The organism is Lysinibacillus sp. FSL W7-1291 (genome assembly GCF_038593415.1).
In the GTDB taxonomy this organism is placed as follows: Bacteria; Bacillota; Bacilli; order Bacillales_A; family Planococcaceae; genus Lysinibacillus; species Lysinibacillus fusiformis_D.
Genome location: NZ_CP151994.1, coordinates 1,920,916 through 1,943,512, shown reverse-complemented (window position 1 = coordinate 1,943,512; position 22,597 = coordinate 1,920,916). Strand labels below are relative to the sequence as shown.

Annotated in this window: 30 protein-coding genes and 1 pseudogene; 9 read left to right on the top strand and 22 right to left on the bottom strand. The window is 37.7% G+C overall.

Features of this window, described 5'->3' with window-relative positions; translation table 11 throughout:
• Positions 1-24: 24 nt before the first annotated feature.
• From NST76_RS09350 to NST76_RS09320, 7 genes are all read right to left on the bottom strand, one after another.
• Entirely contained in the window at positions 25-966 is a 942-nt protein-coding gene (locus NST76_RS09350; protein WP_340812710.1) for an IS3 family transposase, read from the bottom strand.
• Complete coding sequence (locus tag NST76_RS09345; RefSeq protein ID WP_340834099.1) at positions 852-1,415, bottom strand: helix-turn-helix domain-containing protein; 564 nt, start codon at positions 1,413-1,415, stop codon at positions 852-854. The genes NST76_RS09350 and NST76_RS09345 overlap by 115 nt, the downstream gene beginning before the upstream one ends.
• A gap of 74 nt (positions 1,416-1,489) precedes the next feature.
• Positions 1,490-2,149 (bottom strand): MBL fold metallo-hydrolase, encoded by a 660-nt coding sequence (locus tag NST76_RS09340; RefSeq protein WP_342545064.1) that lies wholly within the window; start codon positions 2,147-2,149, stop codon positions 1,490-1,492.
• Between the two features lie 155 nt (positions 2,150-2,304).
• The gene (locus NST76_RS09335) at positions 2,305-3,465 is read right to left on the bottom strand and encodes an MFS transporter (protein ID WP_340808827.1); all 1,161 of its coding nucleotides are present in this window, start codon (positions 3,463-3,465) and stop codon (positions 2,305-2,307) included.
• A gap of 443 nt (positions 3,466-3,908) precedes the next feature.
• Positions 3,909-4,034, bottom strand: a complete 126-nt coding sequence (locus NST76_RS09330) for a hypothetical protein (protein ID WP_255358833.1) — start codon at positions 4,032-4,034, stop codon at positions 3,909-3,911.
• Between the two features lie 209 nt (positions 4,035-4,243).
• On the bottom strand, positions 4,244-4,723 hold the full coding sequence (locus NST76_RS09325) for a hypothetical protein (RefSeq protein ID WP_340808826.1): 480 nt from the start codon (positions 4,721-4,723) through the stop codon (positions 4,244-4,246).
• Between the two features lie 22 nt (positions 4,724-4,745).
• Positions 4,746-5,342, bottom strand: coding sequence for a hypothetical protein (locus NST76_RS09320; RefSeq protein WP_342545062.1), 597 nt, complete (start codon positions 5,340-5,342; stop codon positions 4,746-4,748).
• A gap of 426 nt (positions 5,343-5,768) precedes the next feature.
• Here NST76_RS09320 and NST76_RS09315 point away from each other — a divergent pair, with 426 nt between their 5' ends.
• Complete coding sequence (locus NST76_RS09315; RefSeq protein WP_089932368.1) at positions 5,769-5,996, top strand: DUF3923 family protein; 228 nt, start codon at positions 5,769-5,771, stop codon at positions 5,994-5,996.
• Between the two features lie 78 nt (positions 5,997-6,074).
• Here the strand turns inward: NST76_RS09315 and NST76_RS09310 are convergent, their stop codons facing one another.
• Both NST76_RS09310 and NST76_RS09305 read right to left on the bottom strand, forming a co-directional pair.
• A complete protein-coding gene (locus NST76_RS09310; RefSeq protein WP_342535765.1) occupies positions 6,075-7,001 on the bottom strand; it encodes a PD-(D/E)XK nuclease family protein in 927 nt (308 codons plus the stop codon).
• A 21-nt stretch (positions 7,002-7,022) separates the two neighbouring features.
• The gene (locus tag NST76_RS09305) at positions 7,023-7,763 is read right to left on the bottom strand and encodes a sulfite exporter TauE/SafE family protein (protein WP_058844977.1); all 741 of its coding nucleotides are present in this window, start codon (positions 7,761-7,763) and stop codon (positions 7,023-7,025) included.
• Positions 7,764-7,854: 91 nt separating this feature from the next.
• Between NST76_RS09305 and NST76_RS09300 the strand changes: the two genes are divergently transcribed.
• Positions 7,855-8,355 (top strand): DUF1648 domain-containing protein, encoded by a 501-nt coding sequence (locus tag NST76_RS09300; RefSeq protein WP_342545060.1) that lies wholly within the window; start codon positions 7,855-7,857, stop codon positions 8,353-8,355.
• Positions 8,356-8,420: 65 nt separating this feature from the next.
• Here NST76_RS09300 and NST76_RS09295 read toward each other — a convergent pair whose 3' ends face one another.
• From NST76_RS09295 to NST76_RS09270, 6 genes are all read right to left on the bottom strand, one after another.
• Positions 8,421-9,050 (bottom strand): type 1 glutamine amidotransferase family protein, encoded by a 630-nt coding sequence (locus tag NST76_RS09295; RefSeq protein WP_342545059.1) that lies wholly within the window; start codon positions 9,048-9,050, stop codon positions 8,421-8,423.
• A gap of 45 nt (positions 9,051-9,095) precedes the next feature.
• Positions 9,096-10,085 (bottom strand): YafY family protein, encoded by a 990-nt coding sequence (locus NST76_RS09290; RefSeq protein WP_342545056.1) that lies wholly within the window; start codon positions 10,083-10,085, stop codon positions 9,096-9,098.
• Positions 10,086-10,183: 98 nt separating this feature from the next.
• On the bottom strand, positions 10,184-10,816 hold the full coding sequence (locus NST76_RS09285; protein ID WP_058844974.1) for a hypothetical protein: 633 nt from the start codon (positions 10,814-10,816) through the stop codon (positions 10,184-10,186).
• A gap of 8 nt (positions 10,817-10,824) precedes the next feature.
• Positions 10,825-10,992 (bottom strand): hypothetical protein, encoded by a 168-nt coding sequence (locus tag NST76_RS09280; RefSeq protein ID WP_170829807.1) that lies wholly within the window; start codon positions 10,990-10,992, stop codon positions 10,825-10,827.
• Entirely contained in the window at positions 10,985-11,170 is a 186-nt protein-coding gene (locus tag NST76_RS09275; protein ID WP_036127572.1) for a hypothetical protein, read from the bottom strand. Before NST76_RS09275 ends, NST76_RS09280 begins: the two co-directional genes overlap by 8 nt.
• A gap of 169 nt (positions 11,171-11,339) precedes the next feature.
• Positions 11,340-11,519 carry a hypothetical protein gene (locus NST76_RS09270; RefSeq protein WP_271913075.1) on the bottom strand — a complete coding sequence of 60 codons (180 nt, stop codon included), beginning with the start codon at positions 11,517-11,519 and terminating at the stop codon, positions 11,340-11,342.
• 70 nt (positions 11,520-11,589) lie between these two features.
• Between NST76_RS09270 and NST76_RS09265 the strand changes: the two genes are divergently transcribed.
• Positions 11,590-12,282 (top strand): class I SAM-dependent methyltransferase, encoded by a 693-nt coding sequence (locus tag NST76_RS09265; RefSeq protein WP_271913074.1) that lies wholly within the window; start codon positions 11,590-11,592, stop codon positions 12,280-12,282.
• Positions 12,283-12,397: 115 nt separating this feature from the next.
• Here the strand turns inward: NST76_RS09265 and NST76_RS09260 are convergent, their stop codons facing one another.
• Positions 12,398-12,838, bottom strand: coding sequence for a GNAT family N-acetyltransferase (locus NST76_RS09260; RefSeq protein ID WP_342545054.1), 441 nt, complete (start codon positions 12,836-12,838; stop codon positions 12,398-12,400).
• 111 nt (positions 12,839-12,949) lie between these two features.
• On the opposite strand from NST76_RS09260, the gene NST76_RS09255 reads away from it, so the two are divergent.
• On the top strand, positions 12,950-14,332 hold the full coding sequence (locus tag NST76_RS09255; RefSeq protein ID WP_058844970.1) for a PLP-dependent aminotransferase family protein: 1,383 nt from the start codon (positions 12,950-12,952) through the stop codon (positions 14,330-14,332).
• Positions 14,333-14,372: 40 nt separating this feature from the next.
• Here the strand turns inward: NST76_RS09255 and NST76_RS09250 are convergent, their stop codons facing one another.
• Entirely contained in the window at positions 14,373-15,596 is a 1,224-nt protein-coding gene (locus NST76_RS09250; protein ID WP_036127579.1) for a GNAT family N-acetyltransferase, read from the bottom strand.
• Positions 15,593-16,321 (bottom strand): AAA family ATPase, encoded by a 729-nt coding sequence (locus NST76_RS09245; protein ID WP_036127582.1) that lies wholly within the window; start codon positions 16,319-16,321, stop codon positions 15,593-15,595. The genes NST76_RS09250 and NST76_RS09245 overlap by 4 nt, the downstream gene beginning before the upstream one ends.
• 604 nt (positions 16,322-16,925) lie before the next feature.
• Between NST76_RS09245 and NST76_RS09240 the strand changes: the two genes are divergently transcribed.
• Complete coding sequence (locus NST76_RS09240) at positions 16,926-17,141, top strand: hypothetical protein (protein WP_089932385.1); 216 nt, start codon at positions 16,926-16,928, stop codon at positions 17,139-17,141.
• A gap of 281 nt (positions 17,142-17,422) precedes the next feature.
• Positions 17,423-18,814 carry a class II fumarate hydratase gene (fumC, locus tag NST76_RS09235; RefSeq protein ID WP_089932387.1) on the top strand — a complete coding sequence of 464 codons (1,392 nt, stop codon included), beginning with the start codon at positions 17,423-17,425 and terminating at the stop codon, positions 18,812-18,814.
• Positions 18,815-18,951: 137 nt separating this feature from the next.
• Here the strand turns inward: fumC and NST76_RS09230 are convergent, their stop codons facing one another.
• The 3 genes from NST76_RS09230 to NST76_RS09220 all read right to left on the bottom strand — a co-directional run bounded on the left by NST76_RS09230 (position 18,952) and on the right by NST76_RS09220 (position 20,691).
• Positions 18,952-19,146 carry a hypothetical protein gene (locus tag NST76_RS09230; RefSeq protein ID WP_036127597.1) on the bottom strand — a complete coding sequence of 65 codons (195 nt, stop codon included), beginning with the start codon at positions 19,144-19,146 and terminating at the stop codon, positions 18,952-18,954.
• A gap of 515 nt (positions 19,147-19,661) precedes the next feature.
• Positions 19,662-19,895 (bottom strand): hypothetical protein, encoded by a 234-nt coding sequence (locus NST76_RS09225; RefSeq protein ID WP_036127602.1) that lies wholly within the window; start codon positions 19,893-19,895, stop codon positions 19,662-19,664.
• A 19-nt stretch (positions 19,896-19,914) separates the two neighbouring features.
• Positions 19,915-20,691 carry a hypothetical protein gene (locus NST76_RS09220; protein WP_342545052.1) on the bottom strand — a complete coding sequence of 259 codons (777 nt, stop codon included), beginning with the start codon at positions 20,689-20,691 and terminating at the stop codon, positions 19,915-19,917.
• A gap of 255 nt (positions 20,692-20,946) precedes the next feature.
• Between NST76_RS09220 and NST76_RS09215 the strand changes: the two genes are divergently transcribed.
• The 3 genes from NST76_RS09215 to NST76_RS09205 all read left to right on the top strand — a co-directional run bounded on the left by NST76_RS09215 (position 20,947) and on the right by NST76_RS09205 (position 22,414).
• Positions 20,947-21,438: a DinB family protein gene (locus tag NST76_RS09215; protein ID WP_058844965.1), complete on the top strand. Its 492-nt coding sequence runs from the start codon at positions 20,947-20,949 to the stop codon at positions 21,436-21,438.
• 349 nt (positions 21,439-21,787) lie between these two features.
• Positions 21,788-21,970 (top strand): hypothetical protein, encoded by a 183-nt coding sequence (locus NST76_RS09210; protein ID WP_089932392.1) that lies wholly within the window; start codon positions 21,788-21,790, stop codon positions 21,968-21,970.
• A gap of 255 nt (positions 21,971-22,225) precedes the next feature.
• Positions 22,226-22,414, top strand: coding sequence for a hypothetical protein (locus tag NST76_RS09205; protein ID WP_089932394.1), 189 nt, complete (start codon positions 22,226-22,228; stop codon positions 22,412-22,414).
• A gap of 32 nt (positions 22,415-22,446) precedes the next feature.
• Here the strand turns inward: NST76_RS09205 and NST76_RS09200 are convergent.
• A pseudogene (locus tag NST76_RS09200) lies at positions 22,447-22,551 on the bottom strand (IS1595 family transposase); the annotation flags it as partial.
• Between the last annotated feature and the right edge of the window lie 46 nt (positions 22,552-22,597).

The following is a 22,597-nucleotide window of genomic DNA, read 5'->3' as shown; positions in this document are numbered from 1 at the left end:
GACCCCTTAAAGTTAGAGTTTTTATTATGCAGCTAATTGGCTGGCTAGAGTTCGGTATTTTACTGGACTCATGCCAGCCAATTTTTGTTTAATACGTTCATTGTTATAGTAGTCGATATATCGTTCGATTTTTTCCTTCAATTCTTCAAACGGGATTAATACTTCACCGTAATACATCTCTTGTTTAAGTATGCCAAAGAAGTTTTCCATCGCCGCATTATCTGCACATGTCGCTTTGCGAGACATGCTTTGGAAAACCTTGTTTTGCCGTAATGTTTTCACCCATGAATTATGTTGATAATGCCAGCCTTGATCCGAATGAATTGTTGCACGATATGTAGCTTGGTTCTGAATAATTGGTAGAACTTGATGTAGCGATTCTAATACGAAATCCAATGTTGGGCGTTTAGACATACTAAACCCAATAATTTCGCCATTATAGAGATCCATAATTGGACTTAAATAAAGTTTTTCATCTTCTGTACACTTGAATTCTGTTACGTCTGTCACCAGTTTTTGTAAAGTGTTTGGCGTATTGAAACGGCGGTTTAATCGATTATTTGCGACTTTACCCACCTTGCCCTTGTACGATTTATAACGAGATTTACGAACGAATTTTACACACTTTAAGTCCAATTCCTTCATGATTCGCTGTACTTTTTTGTGATTGATGACGTATCCTTGCGCTTTTAATTCTGCATGGATTCGGCGATAACCATATCTACCTTCATGCTTCTCAAATAGCGCTGAAATCAACGTTTTCCATTCTTGATTGGGATCTTCATTTTTTAACTGTTGAATATGGTAATGATACGTTGCTTCTGGGATCTCAATGATTTTCAATACATCTTTCAATCGGAACCCTTCTTCTTTGAGTTCGAATGCCAACGCTGCTTGTGCTTTTCGAGGAAGGCATCCGGATTCGCCTCGAAAGCGTCTAACTTTTTTAAGTACGCAATCTCTAATCGGAGAAGCTCATTTTCACGTTCTAGCTGTTCTTCACGAGACAATGTGTTTGGTTGTTTGACAGGTTTATTTTTAGGATTAGTAGACATAGGTGGCCGTCCCTTCGCTTTTTCTTGCAGGCCTTCTATACCTTCCTTCAAAAATTTACTGTTCCAGTTCGCTATTAAGCCTGGATTATTCATGTTAAATTCAATCGCTGTATCTTGATAAGAAGCACCTGTTTGTTTCATAAAGTGTAATACATCGAGCTTGAATTGAACAGAATAAGCCTTTTTTGTTACTTTTCTACGTAATCCAACTTCTCCAAATTCTTTGAAGGCACGTACCCACCGCTTTATTTGCGAATGATTTGGTATGTCATGTTTTTTCGCTAATAATTTATAACCTAAAGGGCCTTTCATGTATTCATTAACCACATGTATTTTGAATTCTTCGCTGTATTTCGCCATATAAAAACACCCCTAAAGTTTAGATTTTTGACTCTAACTTTAGGGGTGCAGGACCTCTTGGCGTGGTCTTTTTATCATGACAATATTTTTTTCATTTGTTCAAGGACTGCTCCCTTACTGATGCCTCCGTGATAACAAATCACCGCTTCAAGGTCGATATCTAGGCATTTCTGTAAAGACTGACGAGCTTCTTCTACGTCCAATGCAGTTGGTTCATGAACGCCCGCAATATGACCGTCTACACTATACATCGCGTCACCCGCCACCAATGTTTTACTCTGTGTTAAATACAGGCTAATATGACCTGGTGTATGCCCTGGTGTATGAATAACACGAATCCCGCCACAAAATGGTAGTTCTTCACCATCACTCAGCACCACATCCACCTTACCCTTCGGAGGGTTCTCTAAATGTCCATCTTTTACTAGCGGCAGCTCTCCTTGAATATAGGGCTTGTCGAGAGCATGTGCATATACTTGAACATGTGGCCCACACACTTGTAATAAATCAGGTAGACAGCCGATATGATCCACATCCTGATGCGTTAAGATAATCGCTTTGAGCTGATTTAACGACACACCCACCTGTACTATCGCCTCATGCAGCTCTTCCATTTGCCCAGGAAAACCGGTGTCAATCAACACCGCCATGTCCTGGTCCCACACCAATGTAGGATGAATCACAAAGCCCTGATAATGGAGTTCCAGCATTGCTATCCCGTTCGCCATTTGCATAACATGCGCCTCCTTCACCGTTTCTTATAAATTATGGCATTTAGCTAGTTTCTGTTTTTTAATAAGAATTCCCTGCTTTCTTCCTTTATTTTTATCATTAGGAAATGAATCATAGTAAAAGGACCAGACATTTGAGACTGGTCCCTATTATTATATTACTGGTTCATTTTCTTATTGGTAATGTAATCGCAGTATACTAACAGGACAACAAAAAGAAAGCTTAAGCTAACAAGACGGAAAATCATTGCTATACTCATCCATTCTGCTAAAATCCCTAAGAAAAATGCACTAACGCCAACACCAACATCAAAGCTTGAAAGAAAAGTAGCATTGGCTGCACCGCTTTTGGCTTCACTTACTTTTTGAACAGTCCATGTTTGTAAACATGGCATAACGGTCCCATAACCTGCACCGAATAAAATGGCTGCCAAAATAAGAGTGTGATTATTTGTTGTATAGGACAACACAATTAGTGATAAGAAACCAAGTGTTGCTGACACAATGATAATAGACCATGGTCCATTTTTATCAAACCATTTTCCTGTAAATGGACGTAATAAAGTGGAAACAATTGCGTTGATAAAAAAGAATAGAAAAATATGATCTAATCCCTTTTGCTCTCCGAAAAGGACTAAGAATGTAATGACGGCTCCAAAACCAAGCGTCGTCACTACAGTCAATAAAGACTGAAACCATACATCTTTTTCAAAAATCGCTTCCATAAATCGAAATGGCTGCTTGTCAAATTGTTTAGGTGTAGCTGAATGAATAAATGGAAGCATTATAACCGCAAATAAACAGAGTAATGCAGATGACCAAATCAGCGTATGAAAGGAAAAGGAATTATATATAAGGATACCTAAACTTGGTGCAACAATAGCTCCGACTGTTGTTGAAACCGAGAAATAACCCATTCCTTCTCCTAATCTAGCTTTAGGAATGATATCTACAGCCATTGTACTATTGGCTGTAGTAGAAATCCCCCACGCTGTTCCATGGAAAAACCGTAACAATAAAAAAATCCAAATCGTGCTAAGAAAAGGATATAACATGGTAATCATCAGCAACATGATGCCCGCCCCAATAGCTAGATGTTTTCGCTTATGATCGATTAAATAATAACCTATAAAAGGTCTTATTATAATGGCGCCTAGTGTAAATACCGTCGTTACCAAACCTACTTGCATAGGAGTGGCGTTTATACTTAATAAATAGGCCGGTAAGATAGGCAGTAACATTTCAAATCCTATAAAAATGAAAAAATTACTTATAAATAGAAAAAGAAATGATGTAGTAAAAATGGGTTGTTTTTTCATAGTTAAAATTCCTCGCTTCTAATTGTTTTGCTAAATTAGAAGCGCTTGGAACACTGAAACATCCCTTAATTGCCTTAGTTTTTTCAGCAATTTGCTCACCCTCTCTAAGTTTTATCACAACAAAAAAGACGCCATAAAACCGGCGTCTAAGCATTACTTTGTATCGTTTTTAAAATACGTATTTCACGAATGACATACAAAGGCAAAAAGCTTCCGGTTACTGAGTTCTATATGGTGTTTTTCTAAAAAATCACAGACTGGTCCCTTTGAACAGTAATCATCTAATTGTAAAAATGTCTTTACTTCAACGGCAGTTCTTCTGAAAACAGTTTCCATCACATTTTGCCTCCTCTCTAAAAATCTATGAATAGCTTATTATAATTTAATACAAGTAACTCATAAAAGCAAATACAGCGTTTTAATTTACTGTTACACGGCATGTTTTATCGCTGCACAATATAGCCCACCTTACGAGGTACGACTACATTTTTCTTTTCCACACTTTTGATAGCTTCATCTACGGTCTTTGGTGTTCCCAAAAGCTCAAACATAGACATTTGTTTACTCATCTACATCCTCCTCTATTATGTCAAAAGGAATACGTTCTCTACTATTTGTATATGTTGAACGAATCAATTTTATACTAGGAAATTGTGTTCCCACACAGAGTGCTAGAGTAGTGATGATAACGAGTAAACTGTAATGTAGAAGCATTAATATCCACAACCCATCCTATCTGGTTCAGCTAAGGTTGCAACTGTTTGGAGTGGCTAACTGTTTAACCTTTATGCTTTAGAAATGCTAATACATAAGCGATCCAAATGACTGTAAAATGTAGCGCAAGGAAGGTCCATCCAGTAAAAAAGATAGAATTGGAATAAGTGTTCAACAATGGAATTTCAGCTATTTCCGTAACTAACTGATTATGTTCAAACACGAACACTCTTAGCTCTTGTGCTTTTTTCAAAATCCATGAATAGACAATACTTGGAAACAGAAAGGATAGCACTATCATGCTGTAAAATGGCATCGTCTTCATCGTTTTTAGAGCCAGTCTATTGGCAAGTTTATATGTACCCATAATGGAAACAATGAAGAACGGTGTGAAAAATACTAAGGGAAAGAGTCCTGGATTACCATTACTTATACCATTGGAGCTTCCTATCACAATTGGTTCAGTGAAAATATGTATAAGACTAAAAATGATAGCCGTTATGATTAAGCTGGTAGCATAGTAAAACCATGATAATTTACTCATACTTTTCCCCCTCCTTGACTATTTATAAAGTTCTTTCATTGTTTCCATCCAATAATTTAACCTGCACATTGGACGAACCTCCACCATAAATAGGATGGGGAACTTTTGATAAATCGAGTAATTTCTTCAGATGAATCAATTTTTCACGATTGGCCTCGATTGTCACATGATATGGACCTGCTATATTCATAAGTGATGGTATACGCACGTCTTCTTTCGAGAAATGGCTATCTAAAAATACTAAATCAAATGACACAGCTTCATTGCTTCGATTATGTAAGATAAGGGTACAATCCCCATTCATTAAATCTTTGCTCACCATCTCAAAATCACAGTTGCCATCCCCTTTGTATGAAATGGCCATAATACCAGTAGCTAAGGTTTCTTGATACGCCATTATGAGAAAATGGGGTAAAAATGAATAGAGTAACACTACGGAAACAATTGTTGTAAGGTGATATTTGTTTATGCTCCTAGCTAGTAAAATCATCGCAAATATAAATAAAATCGAGCCAATGATGCCGAGCAACACATAGCCATCTTGTGTTTGTATAGGAAACGACATAAAGGAAGATTGGGCATGCATCACTTCATTAGAAGGATATGGAAAAAAAGACACATACATATACCTAAAATTACGATTGAACGAATAAGCGCCCTTTTATTATTAATCATTTTCTCCCCCCTCTCCAGAAAGTGTTTTGAAATTGTTTGGGCATTGCGAAGTCTCCTCACTTGTTACCAGTGCTATACCCATTAAGTGATGGTTAGATGATTTCTTATGTAACATACTCTCTCCCCCTTTTATACCTAAATATTTACATATACCAAATTTACCATATATACCCTAAATAAGGAATAAAGCCTTTTTAGCTCTAGACAAATGGCAAAATTGTTTTACCTTCTACACACCAACCGAAGAGTAATAAGTCAATCCGTCTCAAGGCGGAGAGGTAACACCGTCTAAAGTGTGTTTCCAAAAACAAACAAAAACAATATAATAAAACCATAAAAGGAAATTATAAATAGGAAGAGGATGTTCATTTTGTTTACGAAAATTATATGGTGGGCTATAAATATTGTATGGTTATTGATTTTTTCTGCCCTCGCAGTATTTATTGGGGTAAGAAATGTTGATGCTGCTGGGATGGTGCAAACTCCTGCCATTAAAATGGTGTCATTCATTATTTTGGGCATCGTGTTTCTAGTTGTTATGCTCATTCAGCTCATTTTTCTCTATTTTATTAGGAAAACCACTACAAAGGTCTCTTGAAGAAGTACTGGATTGTCATCCCTAAATGACATAATAAAGAAGCGAGTGGCTATTTTAGCACTCGCTTCTTTTACTTTCTCACCTTGTCCCACACAACTCTCTAAAATTACAACCTCGACAATGCCATTTTTCTTGTGTTTGTTCGAAATCTTCCAAGTCCACAGGCTCGTTAGAAAAAATATCGGCTTGGTATTTTTTCATTGCTAAGACACTGCGTTGAAATGTATGCAAAATATTCTCCATATCGTAGGCAGTAAACCTATATTTCTTCCGTTTTCCCGTTAATAAATATTCGTTATAGACCTCGATTTGCTCCAAGGATACACGGTATTTTTGCTGAACATAGTAGGCGTAGAGCGCTAATTGCTGGCGGTCATCATCAGACTCCCCGCCCGTTTTCCAGTCAACAATAATCCATTTATCTGCTCGTTCATCATAATAATGAAAGTCCATGACGACGAATACTTGGATGCCGTCTATTTTCATCGAGCGGAATTGCTCTGGTTCCCCAATACGGAGAGCGCCCTTTTGTGCCGTGATTTGCTGGAATGTTTCGCTCATCAAAAAATGGTCAAACACAAGCTGTAAACGTTCTTTATAGTCCTGCACAAGCTCAGAAGAAAGTGTGCCGTAATAATAAATTTCCTGCATCATATAGTATTTATTCGGCTTTTGCCTCCAAAACTCCACATGGCGTGTAGAATCAATAAAGGCTGCATTAAGCTGTCCACGTGCCCCTTGCATCAGCTCCTCCAGTGTAGAAGCTTTCCCTGTCTGTAGATAATCATTAATGGCCTGTTCAATATATCGGTGGACAATTTGCCCAAATAAAATAGGCATCGATTGTAGCTTTTTTAAGCGATACACCTGTTGATGGTAAGGCTCTACATTATAGCTGAGCCAGCCGTTATGTGAAAAATAATATTCATAGCCATATTTGCGAGCGCAGCTTGTCAATGTTTTATGACGCGAGAGTGACCACGAAAAGGTTGGGTATGGTGTTATTTCAAACAGGACAATCGCCTCCTAAAGCTGATGGATAAAATCATAAAGAAGCTGTACAATCAGCACAATCGTTACGATCCGCAATAATAGCTTCACTTGGTTCGCTTTCACTTTTCTCGCAAGCACGAGCCCAATTTGTGCACCAATCGTTGAGCCAATCATCAAAATAAGTGTTAATGGCCATTCAATTTTTCCCGTCGCAATATACGTAATCGCCGCTCCTGAGCACATGGCAAATACCCCCACCCGTGAGAGCCCTACTGCTTTGATATAGGAAATCTTCTCATGTGCATATGTATAGAGAGCTAATGTGCTACTGCCAGGGCCAAACATACCATCATAAAAACCAACCCCAAGAAGGATTGGACCGTTTTTTCGATTCATTGTAAAGCATTCATTGTCACCAAAATCAGCTCCACCCATAAAGGACATGATGAGTGCAAAGCCTAGTAACATAATGGCAATGAACGTCAATGTTTGACTGCTCATGAACGAAGCGAAAAGTCCACCAAGTGTGCCTCCAATCAAGGATACAAGTAGGACAGCACGCATTTCTGTCCAGGCTAATTCTTTTCGTTTATAAATCGTATAAAAACTGGAAAAGGCACTCACCATATTGGACACTTTATTCGCGCCAATAGCCGAATGGACGGGCACGCCCATAAGCATCATGGTAGGCAAGGTAATTAAGCCGCCACCACCCACTAATGTGCCCACGACATTCCCAATGATGCCAATTAGTAAAAACAACAAGTATTCCATAGTATCCTTCTTTCTCTAACACAAAAAGCAATCATTCTATGTTACAGTATAACAGATTAACATTTTGAATGATGAGAAATGAGGGGCAAGGATGCATACACAACAAAAAACACCCACACCGCGCTTTTGTCACCAGCTGACTGTTATAGCGGCCACTATTTTTGGAGCTGGCATCACCGCCACTCTAATCCAATATTCAAAGCTCCCTGCAATGATTCCTGTCTTACAAAGCTTTACGAATGAGCAAGCCCAGTTTGGACCGAAAATTGCGATCTTTTATTTACCCTTTATCGCACTTATGCTATTTTTACTTTTACATTATTTAGAAATGAAAGCTGCCTACCCTGTCATGCGCAAAAATAAAGCACCCCTGTCCCATAGACAGCGACAAAATGGCATTATGACGTTTTGTCTCATAAAAAATAGTATATTATTATATTTTACTTATTCCCTTTTCAATGACCTGACAGTGGCACTAGGTCACGAGCGTATTTTACAGCAGTGGCATGCCTACCTATTTCTTTTAGTGTTAGGCATCCTCTTTATTGGTGGCATCGTACGAGGCATTTTGTTGGAAAAGAAAATGCGATAGTGTACCTCTTTATATAAGAATAAATTTAGGAGCATGTTGTTACACATGCTCCACTGAGACCTTAATTATTCAATAGAAGACATTAATTCAAAATAGTATTTTTTTTCATGCGTTTGATAAAGATTCAACCACGCCTGTAATGTTTCTGGTCTAAACACGTCAAGTAGCCTCAAAACATGAACAGCAAATTCCAGTGGGGCTGTACCTGATGCCGTAACTAAATTTCCATCCGTTGTAGCAGGGCCTTCCTCAAAATGTTTATCCCCTATATAATGTGGACAAAACATTTTCAAGTATTCTAAATCGTTGCTTGTATGTTTTCTTGAATCTAGCAAACCAATCTTTGCGAGACCCATAGTTGCGCCACATATTGCAGCTATGATAATTTCTTCGTTCAACGCTATGGATACTTTCTTCAATAGAGGATCATGTATAGACTTAAGCCATGTATTGCCTCCTGGAAGAATTAAGACATCCGTACTATTCAATTGACATTCATCAATGGAAATAGTAGGAAGTATTGTAATTCCTCCCATCGTAGTAACAGGGCTTCTATCAATACCTACCGTAATTACCTCAAAAGCCGCTAATCCTTTTTTAAAATACCTTCCTGAATTCAGTTCAGCAATTAAATAGCTTATTTCCCAGTCTGACATCGTATTAAATACATAAAGATACACTCTTCTTGTATGCATAATAACCACTCCTTTTAAATGAATTACGCTTATTATAAAAAAACTTCACTGACATTCTCCGTCAGTAAAGTTTTCAACTTGATAAAAATTAATTAGCTCATAAAGTACGTCAATCATTTTTTGCTTTAAGCTTATTGGTTCTACTATTTGTATTGATTTTCCATATGGTAATAGCAAATAGGGAACATATCTATGTAACGCTTCTTCCCCTACTAGAAATATCGCTTTCTTTGAGGACCGTTCTTTGAGGTGATGCCTTAAAAACCAATGCTGACTTATGTCATCTACCGCATCCGTCTTACCACAAATGATAAAAGGCGTAAGCTCCCGTTTATCTTCTACTTGTGGTAGAATGCTTTTCATAAAAAAATCACTTGCCGAGAAAGGTTGTGGTCGCTGGAAGGTAATGGCTGTTTGGTTCATATTGATAATGCGGCTTACTTTAAAATTACGGATCTCCTTCCTTAAATGACAATAGGCAATGACATACCAGTTATTATTCCAATAAACTAAGCCATACGGGTTAATCAACCTATGTTTAGGTTGTTCTTCATTATTTGTACGGTACTCCATTTCAACAGATGTTTCGTTTACTATACTTTCCTCTATTTTTTTCAATATCGGCTCCATAGATGATTGAGCATTAGGACTTACAATTTCGAATCCTTCTAAATGTTGCTTAATCATTTTATCTTGCTCTTGATTTGAAAATTTTGTTAGCTTTGATGTTGCACTATTTAATGCCTCATCTAAAAAATAACCAGCTTCTTTTGCAAAAATAGCAGCATGAAGTAATGCCGCTTTCTCATCAATCTCAAATAGAAGAGGACTTTTAATAAAATTATTCAACAGGGTATACCCTCCGTTATGACCTGCTTCTGCTATAATCGGTACACCACTGGCAGAAAGTGCGTCAATATATCGGTATACTGTCCTTATATTCATCTCTAATTTTTCAGCTATTTCTTTCGCGGTAATTTTCCTGCCTGAATGTAGCATCCATAGAATCTGCATCATATGATCAATTTTAGACAATCATTGTCACCTCATAAAATCATTTTTTCATTTATTGTAAGCTACACGAAAACAGGCTACTTGATACCGTATGTACTGGTTACCAAGTAGCCCAACTATTATTGAATGACCAAATCTTCTTCTAGTTGCTTGAAATTATGTATAAGACCATATTTCTGTATGCCACGAGCGTGTTCGATGCTCGCATCTGCAAATTGGCGAAACTTTGCTTGATCCTTTACTGTATAGGCATAGACTGCTTCGATTGCGGGTTGCATCCACGGCTGTGTTAGCTTATCACTTGTCATGTCAGCTGTTCTGCCTTCGAGTGCAGCGATATAACAATGTGCATAGCTAGCTAAAGGTTCTTTGCCAATTTTTGTTGCCGCTACTTTCGCGTCACCCAAATTCTCTTCCATGATTGCTTTAATAAATTGATAATTATACTTTACGGCAGGTTGCTTGTAATAGTCGATGATAGCATCAACTGCACGAATCTGTTCTTCCTTCGTCTCATAAGCATTGGCATAAAGTGCAGCAAAGATGGGTTCTTTTCTATGTTTTTTCACCCATTTATCCACCTGCTCCATATTGTTGGTGCGATATAAAATATGTATATGACGATAAATTACCCCTATTGCGAATAACGCAAATATCCCGAGTGAGATGGATAGTCGAACACCTGCTAATGACAGCGTAATCGCTAAGATAATAACCGCTCCATAAAAGAATGTTAGATTTACAATTTTCATATTGCCTCCTACTGTAATTTTCTACGCATTTTACGAGAAAAAATATAGCCTGCCCCTATAAAAAAGATCAAGGCCATCACTTTCATGATTGGAATAATAAACAGCTTGCTAATAAGGAATACAACGATAATATAGTAGACAACCATAGCTAGTAAAAACAATGTTAGCTTATTCACGAGGCTCACTACCTTCCTTTAGAGCCGCTTCAATCGCCGCTAACGCTTTTGGTCCCATCCCATGTAAATGAGCTAGTGTCGTAAGGTCCACTTTTTCCAGCTGCTTCAATTCTGTATAACCCGCTGCCTGTAATGCACGAATTGCTGGTTTTGCTACTCCCTTAGGCCATTCTGTCATGCTTGCACGTCCCTTCACGAAAAAATCTTCTCTGCCCTATTATGCAAGCGTCCGCCAAGAAATGCAAATAAGTCAAAATGTCATCATGATAGCATTGGAAACATAGAAAAACCTGCTGCTACCAAAATCGCGATACTATGAAGCCTCCTGTCATCCGTTCATTCATCTATCATATGACATAGCCCGCAAATGCCGTCATAAGCACGGCTAACAAGGTCACATGAACGGAAAGTGTCCCCACAACATAGCTCAGCCAAACACGATGCCCTGCATGAAATTGCTCATTTGAAAACCAAAAGGCTTCGCCAATCTCTTTTATAAAAAGCGATTTCTTTGTCCTTTCAATCATTTTCATTTATACTCAATTACAGATAATAAGGGTCTGTAATATATATAATAAAGCAATGGAGGCTATATCGATGGATAAACTATCAACACATTTATTAGAAAAGGCACGTACATATGAGCAAAGTACTCGTATTTCGGTGCCTGCCTATGACACATTATTTGCCGTGGCTCAAGCCTATTTCCGTTCTCATTTAGGTGAACAAGAGGCATCCCTGCTAGTTGTGGGGGCTGGCGGTGGCAATGAACTTTCCGCATGGGGACCAACGAACCCTCTGTGGACATTCACAGGCATTGACCCAGCTGAGGAAATGCTCCAAATCGCTCAACACAAGGCCGTACAACTCGAATTAGAAAGCCGAGTTCGACTGCTACAAGGAACTATTGAGAGCTTGCCACAAACCACGCCAAAATTCGATGCGGCCAGCTGTATCCTCGTCCTTCATTTCATTGTAGATCGTCAGGAAAAACTACATCTACTACAAAACATTCACGATCAATTAAAGCCCGGAAAACCATTCGTCCTTGCTTGTGCCTATGGAGACCGAGAAAGTGACGAACTACAAGATCGTATCAAAATCTGGCAAAGTGGCTTTTTAGACGCTGGCTACACAAAAGAGAAAGTAGAAAATATGGGTAAAGTCATCATGAATATCTCTTTCATTTCCGATCAAGAAATCCAACAATTATTAAGTGAAGCTGGATTCAAAAACATTACCCGCTTTTTCTCCTCTGGTCTTTTCGCAGGCTGGATGAGTCATGCCTAACACAAGGCCCCGCTATGTCTAATTAGACATGGCGAGGTCTAGCACTTTCGTCCTTTTATGAGCAATCCCATCACCAACCAATCGAGCTCCACGCTTAAGCAACCATACAGCTTAATTACCAATAAATACTATAATAATAGACATTGTTATCAATCGTCATGCCCATCTTTTCATAGAGCTTCTGTGCATTGATGTTATCCGTTGCAGTTTCAAGCATCATGTAACGAGCATTTTCCTGCTTACAGTAGACGTAGCATTGTTCCATTAAAGCCTGTGCCACCCCTTGTTGTCTGGCTTGTTTGGCGACAAATAAATCGTTTAAGATAAACGCTTTTTTCATGGCTACGGATGAAAAGAGAGGAAATAATTGAGCGAACCCTACTGCCTCATCCTCCTGATACGCAAGAAAAATAATGGACTCTGCCCGTTCTATTCGATCACGTATAAATTGCTCCGCTTTCTGTATATCAGACAATTGCCCATAAAATTCCCGATAGGCATTAAATAAAGGCACAACATCCTCAATGGTCGCCTGTGACACTGTACAAATTTTCATGTTTCGATTCCCCATTTCTTTTTCATTGTCCTTCTTATATGATGGTAGTAAATAATCTGACATTCCAAAAGAAACAATTTCAAATATTTCAACATGTCAAGGTGGTATCATATGGATGACTTTATCTTTCTATTAACAGAAAAAGAGGCTAAATATAAACAAGTGTATCAGCAAATGAAAATACTCATTACACAAGGAACACTTCAAACAAACGATTCTCTGCCCTCCATTCGAAAATTAGCAGAAACGTTACAGGTTAGCCGTAATACAACGTTAACTGCTTACGAACAGCTTGTAGCTGAGGGATATATACGTGGAGAAGGACGCAAAGGCTATTTCGTCAATGCATTAGAGCCAGTTTTCTTGCAGGAACAGGAACAGCCAGTTCTATCACAGCCAACCAGCAACACAACATCATTGCTTGTAGATTTTCGTGCTGGGGCTGTTGACCAGACATATTTTCCTATGAAAACATGGCGTCAATTAGCCAATCAAGTGCTACAGGAACCATCATGCTATCAATATGGAGAGCTATTTGGAGATCCCTTGCTCAAGGAGCAGCTTGTCCCGTATTTACTACAAGCAAGAGGCGTATCGACAACGAGCGAAAATATCATGATCGGCAGTAGCACACAGCAAATGCTACTGTATGTGGGCTTTTTATTAAAAGATCATTTTCCAAGTGTTCTTTTAGAAGACCCTGGCTATAATGGGGCGCGTGAGGCCTTTCAGTTACATCGTTTTGTCATAGAGACATTGCCAGTAATGGAGACAGGGGCACAACTTGATATACTTAAACATTGTCAATCACGCTTATTGTATGTCACCCCTTCACATCATTTCCCATACGGTGTGTCCATGACCATTCAGCAGCGACAAACCTTAATTCAATGGGCGCAGCAAGTCAATGGCTATATTCTTGAGGATGATTATGATGGCGAATTTCGCTATACACAACAACCATTTCCTGCCCTTGCCTCGATCGACCCTTCAAAGGTAATCTATCTCGGCACCTTCTCAAAATCGTTTTTACCTGGTGTACGATTAAGCTATATGGTCTTACCCAATACGCTAGTACAGCCATTTAAAGAACGCTTTGCTCATTTTGAACAAAATGCCTCGTCCCTTCATCAACGGACAATGGCCCAATTCATGGCACAAGGGGAATGGACACGTCATATTAAACGAATGCGCTTGACGTATAAACAAAAAATGCAGCACCTTGTTCAGGAGCTGCAACGACAATTTGGTCCACAAATAGCTGTATTGGGCGAGCAATCGGGGCTTTATATAGTAGTGAAGGTCAAGTCTCCCCTTTCAGAACAACAGCTCATCCAGCGAGCCGAGACTTATGGTGTGAAGGTTTATCCAACAAGCCCGTTTTTTATTAATCAAACAAGTGAGGACCCATTGCTACAATTAGGATTTAGTAAGTTAACAATGGAAGAAATCAAACTAGGTGTCGAACGGCTAAAAGAGGCATGGCAGCCATAACTGTCAACGTTATGGCTCTCCCCCTCGCGCACTAAAAGGCTTAAAAATAATCAATAAATGTTGGGATACCCACTGGCAGGACAGCTTCAAGCAACGCAATTTCCTCAGCACGACCCTGTAGCCGTTCAATTTTTTCTAAATAATTTGGGCGTTTATAGCCTAACAGCATCGTAGCCAATGTTTGCACAGTTAAATGAACAGCATTATCGTTTAACGTCTCACTTACCTTTTGCACAGACAGGTTTCCATCTTTCATTTTGATGATGAATGTACCATTATTCCACGCCACAACGCGATCACTGACAGCAAGCTGAAGCTCGAAATCCTGACTGACAAAGGGATAGCGTAGTAAAAACTCTTTGACATCGACAATTCTCGCCATGAAATAAGGAGAGACCTTTTGAATAATCTCGCTATCCTCTAATAAGAAGGCCACAGCTTCATTTCCCGTTGTTTTCCCGTAAACATTATAAACCATCGAGCTATGTGCCGAGACAAAGTTCCATAAGCCTTTACGAGCCTCTTCCTGTAAATAAACGATTTCATCAATATAATAATTTTCCTCCATTATACGGTAGAACATATAGCCCTGCGCTATATCGTCTTCATCATAATAGACCGCTGCCTGTAGTTGGACATCACTATCAATGAATTTCTCCTCCCAGAAATCCTCCTGAAATTTTTCATTCCACGCAATGCTATTGCGCACCATTACTCCGTGCGTTTTCTGTGCGTAACGTGCGTAAATATCTACAACATCCTCATGTTTGGGATCAACACGACGAATTTTCCCATTGAGTCCCGCATAATGCGGAAGCTGTGTATCCTTCACCTGAAACTCTACAATATCGCTCATAATTTCCCATCCCTTTTTGCGATAATAAGGGATAGAATATGGAAATAAATAGGAAATGCATTGTCCTTCATTTCGCATACTTTGCAGGCTTTCAATAATCAAGCTCTCCATTAAGCCATGCCCAGAATACTCAGGGTATGTGCCAACTGCTGTGATGCCGCCCATTTCATAAATTTTGCCATGTACATTAACCTCAAAAGGTAGACTTAAAATTTGGGATACAAGCTGTTTGCCATCAAACCAACCAATGGCATGCCCTTCATTAAACTGCCTGCTCTTGGCATTTACAAAACGGCGATCCTTGTGAATGGACATAGACATCTGAAATACATAATTCAGTAAATCAATGGACTGTGCCATTTCGTCTAATCGAATTTCTCGCATGACTAAGCCTTTTCGTTGATTCATAATTCCCTCTCCTCATCAAATAACTCACGTAAAATGGATTGCGGTGCATCTAAAAAACGTTTAGTGACGATGTAATGAATGGTATCCTCATAGCGAATCGATTCAATCTCTCCTTCATCAAAACTATATATTGTAGCATTGGGATAGCCCAGTAAAATGGGCGAGTGTGTGGCAATAATAAATTGGGCTTCATGCTCTAGATCCTTGATAATTTTCAGCAGGCTTAGCTGCCTCGTTGGAGACAATGCTGCCTCAGGCTCATCCAATAAATAGATAGCTTTGCCATTAAAACGATTCATAAATAATGCAAGAAAAGATTCACCATGAGATTGGTGGTGCAACGACTTCCCACCAAAAGCGTTATATTTCCTTGGATCTTCTAACAAATCAATATGACTGGCAAATTGATAAAATGTTTCTGATCGTAGAAAAAAGCCATTCGAGATTTTCGGCATCCACGACAAGCGGATATATTCACCCAGTGAAGACTCTGCCTTATGTACGTCATATAAATTCTGGCGACCACCACCCGCTGTATTAAAATCGCAGCGATCTGCAATTGCTTCAAGTAATGTTGATTTCCCCGACCCATTTTCTCCAACAAAGAACGTTACATTTGTCGGAAACTCCAGCTCATATAAATCCTGCAAGCTTGGGATATTAAAAGGATACATTTGTTTATTCGGAATCGTGTCCTGTAATACCTTACATGATTTTAAATACATCTCGTTTCCTCCTTTCTCTTATTATAACGAACATCGCCCTAGCTGAAACATAATACACCTATCTCACGAGTCAAAAGAAAAATAAGAATAGTCAATCAAATCATAAACACATTATATTTCTCTAAAAGAACCCATCTGAATCCCTAATCAAATCATTGTCTGAAATAGCTTACGAAATCCTTACTATTCCCTCATAATCCTATGAGATATTTCCCGAGAAATAAATAAAGGATATGTCGAAAGTTGCAATTCTCATACGTAGAATTATGTCATATTTTTGATTTTCAAATAAAATAAAACCTTTTGTTGGTGAAGTATTTCAGAATGAACCACGCTTTCTCCGCAACAATCATTGGTTTTCCTAGCAATTGGCTCATTTCAATGATTTTATTGCGCAGACATTTTGGGAGATTACTTATGGGGAATGCTTTATGAAGCATGGTTCTCTCACATGATGAGCAATTTGGAAATCTCGGTGAGCGAGTCTCTTCAATTGATGAACGCTTAAAGAAGCTCCAATCTAATCAACCACTTCACCAAAAGTTCTATCTACTATGCCCCACTCATAAATTGAGTAACATCAAATGTTAGAAGGAGAAGAGCGATGTTTGTGACTCATTTTTATGAAAACAAGACGTCTGTTTTAAGCCAATTGCTCGTTAAACTGCCTACAGTGGAAGAGGATATTCGAATTAAAGGGCGTAAAGCCAAGGTGATAGAGGTACTTCAAATGGATGACCATAATTTTCAGGTAAAGGTTTTATTTGAAAAAATCCCTAAAAAACAACCGTTGAAAGAAATCGGAAAGAAAAAGAGATAACGCCTCACAGCGCCGTTTATTTCTTAGAAATTCGGGAAAACCAAAGATAACGATTGCGAATTATTCTCATCATTAATTTCTTCAAGAAAAACCGTTGACTTTTTAATTGATAACAATTATCATTATCAGTAGATTATTTCTTTTCTCCAAATTGCTTAATTCAGAATCCCCCTCTTTTTTGAATAAGCATGTATCAAACGGATATTCTTACATCAGACTAAGAGTATCCGTTTTTATCTGTATATTAGGAGAGTTTTACATAATAAAGGAGCTGTTTGAACATGGATTATCGTATTGAAAAAGACACAATGGGTGAAATTAAAGTACCTGCTGATAAAATTTGGGGTGCGCAAACACAGCGCAGTAAAGAGAATTTCCAAATTGGTACAGAGCAAATGCCGATTGAGCTTGTCCAAGCCATGGCTATTTTAAAGAAAAGTGCTGCGATTGCGAACAACAAACTAGGCAAACTTTCTGATATTAAAACGAATGCCATCGTACAAGCGACAGATGAAATTTTAAATGGTCAATGGGACGATCAATTCCCACTTGTTGTTTGGCAAACAGGTAGCGGTACACAATCCAACATGAACGTGAATGAGGTCATTGCACACCGTGCGAACCAATTATTAAAGGACGCTGGCGAAGCTGATATTGTTCATCCAAATGATGATGTCAATAAATCACAAAGCTCAAATGATACATTCCCAACAGCATTGCATATTGCAGCTGTGTTAAAAGTGGAAGATTACTTATTACCACGACTTCGTCTATTAAAATCAACGTTAGAAGACAAAGCAGCTCAATTTAAAGACATTATTAAAATTGGTCGTACGCATTTACAGGACGCGACACCTCTTACATTGGGTCAGGAAATTAGCGGCTGGGCAGCCATGCTAGCAAAATCCGAGCATATGATACTCCAAAATATTGACTATATGAAGGAGCTTGCGATTGGTGGCACAGCTGTTGGTACTGGTATCAACGCTCATCCTGAATTTGGTGATCGTGTAGCAGCAGAGATTAGTGAACTAACAAGCAAACAGTTCACATCGGCTGCGAATAAATTCCATGCCTTAACAAGCCATGATGAAGCTGTTGTTGCTCATGGTGCATTAAAAGCATTAGCAGCTGATTTAATGAAAATTGCTAATGACGTTCGCTGGCTTGCGAGTGGCCCTCGTTCTGGTATTGGCGAAATCACAATCCCTGAAAACGAGCCAGGCTCATCGATTATGCCAGGTAAAGTAAACCCTACCCAAAGTGAGGCTATGACAATGGTTGTCACACAAGTAGTCGGCAATGACGCGACAATTGCCTTCGCCGCTTCTCAAGGGAACTTTGAACTAAACGTCTTTAAACCCGTTATTATTTACAACTTCTTACAATCGACTCGCCTATTAGCCGATACAATGAAATCATTTAACGACCATTGTGCTGTAGGCATTGAGCCTAACACAGAAGTACTAGATCATAATTTACAAAATTCATTAATGCTTGTAACGGCATTAAATCCATACATTGGTTATGAAAACGCAGCAAAAATCGCGAAAAAAGCGCACAAAGAAGGCACTACTTTAAAAGCAGCAGCTATCGCAAGTGGTTTACTAACAGAAGAGCAATTCGATGAATATGTCGACCCAGCAACGATGATTTATCCAAACGTCAAATAAAATAAATGCAAGTTGATATATCAATGTTTTAGATCATGTCCCCTATTTTGAGCCTCGGCTAGAAAATACGGTATGATTGCACAAGAAAAAAGATTGGAGCTAAAAAGCTTCAATCTTTTTCTTTTTGAAGCCCATCATTACTCTTTAATGATTTGCCGTTTTCTATAAAAAATCAGAGCTAAACTCGCAACAATTAAAACAAACATACTAGCAATCAAAAAGAATAAAGATAACATTCTCTTTTCTCCCCAGTTGTTAAATGCTTGTGAGAAGCCAATAAAAGCCATCAAAAAAGATAGTACCAATTGTAGCTTTGAAACTTCTTTAAACAATAGCATACCCACCTTCTTATTCACCTGATAATGTGAGGTATTAAATGCACATGGAGAATAATAAAACCGTTGGAATGTGAGTGGATGCCCTACCAACAGATGTAACTTAACTGTAAAAACTGATTTAACCTGTTAAGCTTTTGGTATTGGCCCTACTTAGTCAATTTCTTTTTAAGTAATTTATTATTAGATATAGCAACTTCTATAATATAAATCATACATATTGCTAAAAATAATAGAGACCAATTGATTTTTCCATCCAGTAAAAGCGTATAGATAACTGAAATCACACAGTATAATAATATAATACTAGCAATAACTATGCCTTTTTTGTTCTTCATTTTCTCAACCACTTTCTCTTTTCTACAAGCTACTAATATCAAAATATCCTAACTTCATTATACAATATTTAACCATTTTTGTATTATTAAACATGTTATTTTTGAGCATTGATAATGAAAAAAACACCTGCCGAAGCAAGTGCATTTTAAAACATCAATCCAAAATTGGGCACATTAATAAAAGCATTGTTCTCCAGAGTACACGCTTAAATGTTCAATGGCTAATGCTATTGCACCTTCCTCCGTTTCAACCAAAGTCAAATCTTTTTTTATTGGACGCCAATACTCATATTCATACTCTTCTTGCCACATAAATACTTCTATAGTATAGAGACAATCCTTACGTTTAATAATTTGAACTTTATATTGGCTACTCTGAGACATTATTTCCTTTATCAATTGTTCCATCCATTCACACTGTCATCCTTTAGCTCGCTCGCCTACATTGTATAGCGCTTTCTTTTTCAATAATCCCCTTTTGTATTGTCACTTTATTTATTTTCACTCCATTTTCTGGCGTATCAGTCAACATTATATGGATTCTATCAAAGGGAACATCACCATGATGTGCACTATAATTTAACGCACTTGCCTGAACAATATGTCTCCTTGTATTGCCATCTATTGTTTCAACTTTATCGATTTTTGGACACATGATAAAATCTGCGTAAGTTTCATCGAGATAGGAAAAATATTTGCTATATAAAGTTTCTTCAAGCAACTCATCTTTTGGTGCTCCAACACTTTCATATTTCCAGCCAACTAAGAGCCAATCATAAAGTTCTACTGATTTCAATCGAAGCTTTTTATTATTACTTGTATAGATAACCTCACCATCTGCAATCGTACATGTTTTTACTTGGTTTTGGGATACACAATTATAAGCTGGTTCAATAACTGCAACGTCTTCGTTTTTTAGTTTTATTTTCATTATCGAGATGATGGAAGTTTGATTTAACTCTAACTCATTTGCTTCTTCGGAAGGGCTTGATGTATTTATCCAGTTAACAATCTTATCGATAATCACTTCCTCATATCCATCATTTTCCTTAAACAAACGAGTTTCCCCGTTTAAACGATTTACTTGAATAAATGAAACATCTACTTTTTCCAATTTTGGTTGAATACTCGCCTTTACTAATAGCAATTGTATCGGGAAAAATAATCCAAAAATCACCATGACTAGTATGACTAACCTTCTCAAGAATTATCGCCACCTCTAATGTAAATTTTGTAAGTATTTTTCCCTTATATTATAAATAAATACTTAAGCAAATCCATCAGATTCCGATACAAAACAGAACGTCATTCAATAGCCTTTCTTGTTCTTCTAACCTGCACTGAGCCTAAGGTTAACGTCCCTGTTAGTATATTTTCACTCCTATATACTCTTTTCGGAAAATTTGATAAATTAATAGTAAGTACTGTTTAGAAGGTTACAAAAGAGGGGGCTATCTCAATGAGTAAAAAGGAACTCTTGCAAAATGGAGTCAATCAAGTTTTTTTCGAAGAAGAATGGTATCCACCACTATCAGAAGCATTAAAGAATCTCACTGCTGCACAAGCATGTTGGCAACCAGAAGGAAAGGCCGCTAATACGATTTGGGAAAATACTAACCATCTACTAGCCTTTAAAGAGCGCTTACTTTCTCGCTTACATAAAGATCACTCATTTGTTGCTCCACAAAATAATGATGAAACGTTTGTCCAAGGTGGAGCGAATGATGAGGATGCTTGGCAAGAAACTGTGAAGCGAACACTTCACGTACATGATGCCTTACAATCTTCATTAGCATCCCTTCAAGAAGCAGAATTGGATCAACCTAGTCCTTCTCTTCCAGTTTGGCAACAATATCTAAATATCCTTTTGCACGATGCTTATCATACAGGACAAATTGTACAACTTCGTAAACTACAAGGTTCATGGCCAGCTAAACGCTCCTATTTATAAACGATGCTTAAAATTGCTTGACTATTGCATACAACAAAGCGATTTAAAAGCAAATCTGACTGTTATATCAAATAAAATCCCAATTTCCTAGTGTTCAAATTGAGAAATTGGGATTTTTTTCAACTCACAAATAGCGCTTTTTTCTGGAATAATTATAGCTAATGAGTTACTAATATTCATCACACTTTATATTTGTATGCAACTTGAACGATTAACTGAAATTTATTTTCCCCTCGCCTTAAACTACTATCCGTTTAGCAATCTGTCCCTTCCCCCAAAGAAAAGGCACAATTCTTTTAGCAGAATCGTGGCTGGTTGTTAAATTTTATTTTTAAGGGAGAGCTGTTGATTGCTTTGGCTAAAGCGTTTCTATTATTCACCAAAAGATGTAACAGCAATGCTCCATATAATTAATGCAAAAGAGATTGTTAACCAAACTGTGTTAGCAGTAGTTGGTTGTTCTTTTTTTACTTTCTTTATTATTTCTACAAGGTTTAGACAAAATATAATTGCTAAAATCGGCATTAAATAAATACTAATGAACACAAATACTATCATATATGAAACGTTCACCTCCAAAATAATTATACCAAATTCTAACAATTGTACGATTATTAAACCAAACTGCCCTGGCAGTTTAATAATATCTATACTCGTTTTATTTTAGGCTGGTTTCGTAAAGATTGTTGCTTTTTTATAAATCAATAAATGTGCAGTATAATAGAAACAGGTAGATTGAAATATCATATTTGACAATATATTAAAGATTAAGAAAGGAATGATGATCATGACGAAATTATCTTATAGTGGTTTAAAATATGGAGAAAGTGGTGTGGAAATAAAAATATTGGTGGATGTACAAAATGATTGGTGCGAGATAACGCATACCAAGAAAGTGTCACAAGTAATGAATAAATCAACTGGGGAATATATCACAGTAAATCGAAACACCTTGAAATGTGAGATTGTTTCATAATACGAAACAAATAAACTTTTTGCAACTAACTATACCGATATACTAACACAATGTAGACAAGACAAGCCATCTGAGAAACGAGTTTCACGAATGTCTTTGAGTATCTTTGCAATATCCTAGCATTCTTCGGGGACGATTTTATTCCGATCGACTTCCAATAAACAATTCTAATAAAGGGTGAGG

Coding starts and splice junctions, on each gene's coding strand:
- NST76_RS09340 (WP_342545064.1), bottom strand. CDS start 2,149: ATGCAAATGGCGAACGGGATAGCAATGCTGGAACTCCATTATCAGGGC.
- NST76_RS09250 (WP_036127579.1), bottom strand. CDS start 15,596: ATGAATCAACGAAAAGGCTTAGTCATGCGAGAAATTCGATTAGACGAA.
- NST76_RS09255 (WP_058844970.1), top strand. CDS start 12,950: ATGGATGACTTTATCTTTCTATTAACAGAAAAAGAGGCTAAATATAAA.
- NST76_RS09300 (WP_342545060.1), top strand. CDS start 7,855: ATGCATACACAACAAAAAACACCCACACCGCGCTTTTGTCACCAGCTG.
- NST76_RS09275 (WP_036127572.1), bottom strand. CDS start 11,170: ATGACAGAATGGCCTAAGGGAGTAGCAAAACCAGCAATTCGTGCATTA.
- NST76_RS09225 (WP_036127602.1), bottom strand. CDS start 19,895: ATGGAACAATTGATAAAGGAAATAATGTCTCAGAGTAGCCAATATAAA.
- NST76_RS09205 (WP_089932394.1), top strand. CDS start 22,226: ATGACGAAATTATCTTATAGTGGTTTAAAATATGGAGAAAGTGGTGTG.
- NST76_RS09285 (WP_058844974.1), bottom strand. CDS start 10,816: ATGAAAATTGTAAATCTAACATTCTTTTATGGAGCGGTTATTATCTTA.
- NST76_RS09245 (WP_036127582.1), bottom strand. CDS start 16,321: ATGTATTTAAAATCATGTAAGGTATTACAGGACACGATTCCGAATAAA.
- NST76_RS09270 (WP_271913075.1), bottom strand. CDS start 11,519: ATGATTGAAAGGACAAAGAAATCGCTTTTTATAAAAGAGATTGGCGAA.
- NST76_RS09305 (WP_058844977.1), bottom strand. CDS start 7,763: ATGGAATACTTGTTGTTTTTACTAATTGGCATCATTGGGAATGTCGTG.
- NST76_RS09335 (WP_340808827.1), bottom strand. CDS start 3,465: ATGAAAAAACAACCCATTTTTACTACATCATTTCTTTTTCTATTTATA.
- NST76_RS09330 (WP_255358833.1), bottom strand. CDS start 4,034: ATGAGTAAACAAATGTCTATGTTTGAGCTTTTGGGAACACCAAAGACC.
- NST76_RS09265 (WP_271913074.1), top strand. CDS start 11,590: ATGGATAAACTATCAACACATTTATTAGAAAAGGCACGTACATATGAG.
- NST76_RS09215 (WP_058844965.1), top strand. CDS start 20,947: ATGAGTAAAAAGGAACTCTTGCAAAATGGAGTCAATCAAGTTTTTTTC.
- NST76_RS09295 (WP_342545059.1), bottom strand. CDS start 9,050: ATGCATACAAGAAGAGTGTATCTTTATGTATTTAATACGATGTCAGAC.
- NST76_RS09325 (WP_340808826.1), bottom strand. CDS start 4,723: ATGAGTAAATTATCATGGTTTTACTATGCTACCAGCTTAATCATAACG.
- NST76_RS09240 (WP_089932385.1), top strand. CDS start 16,926: ATGTTTGTGACTCATTTTTATGAAAACAAGACGTCTGTTTTAAGCCAA.
- NST76_RS09260 (WP_342545054.1), bottom strand. CDS start 12,838: ATGAAAATTTGTACAGTGTCACAGGCGACCATTGAGGATGTTGTGCCT.
- fumC (WP_089932387.1), top strand. CDS start 17,423: ATGGATTATCGTATTGAAAAAGACACAATGGGTGAAATTAAAGTACCT.
- NST76_RS09345 (WP_340834099.1), bottom strand. CDS start 1,415: ATGGCGAAATACAGCGAAGAATTCAAAATACATGTGGTTAATGAATAC.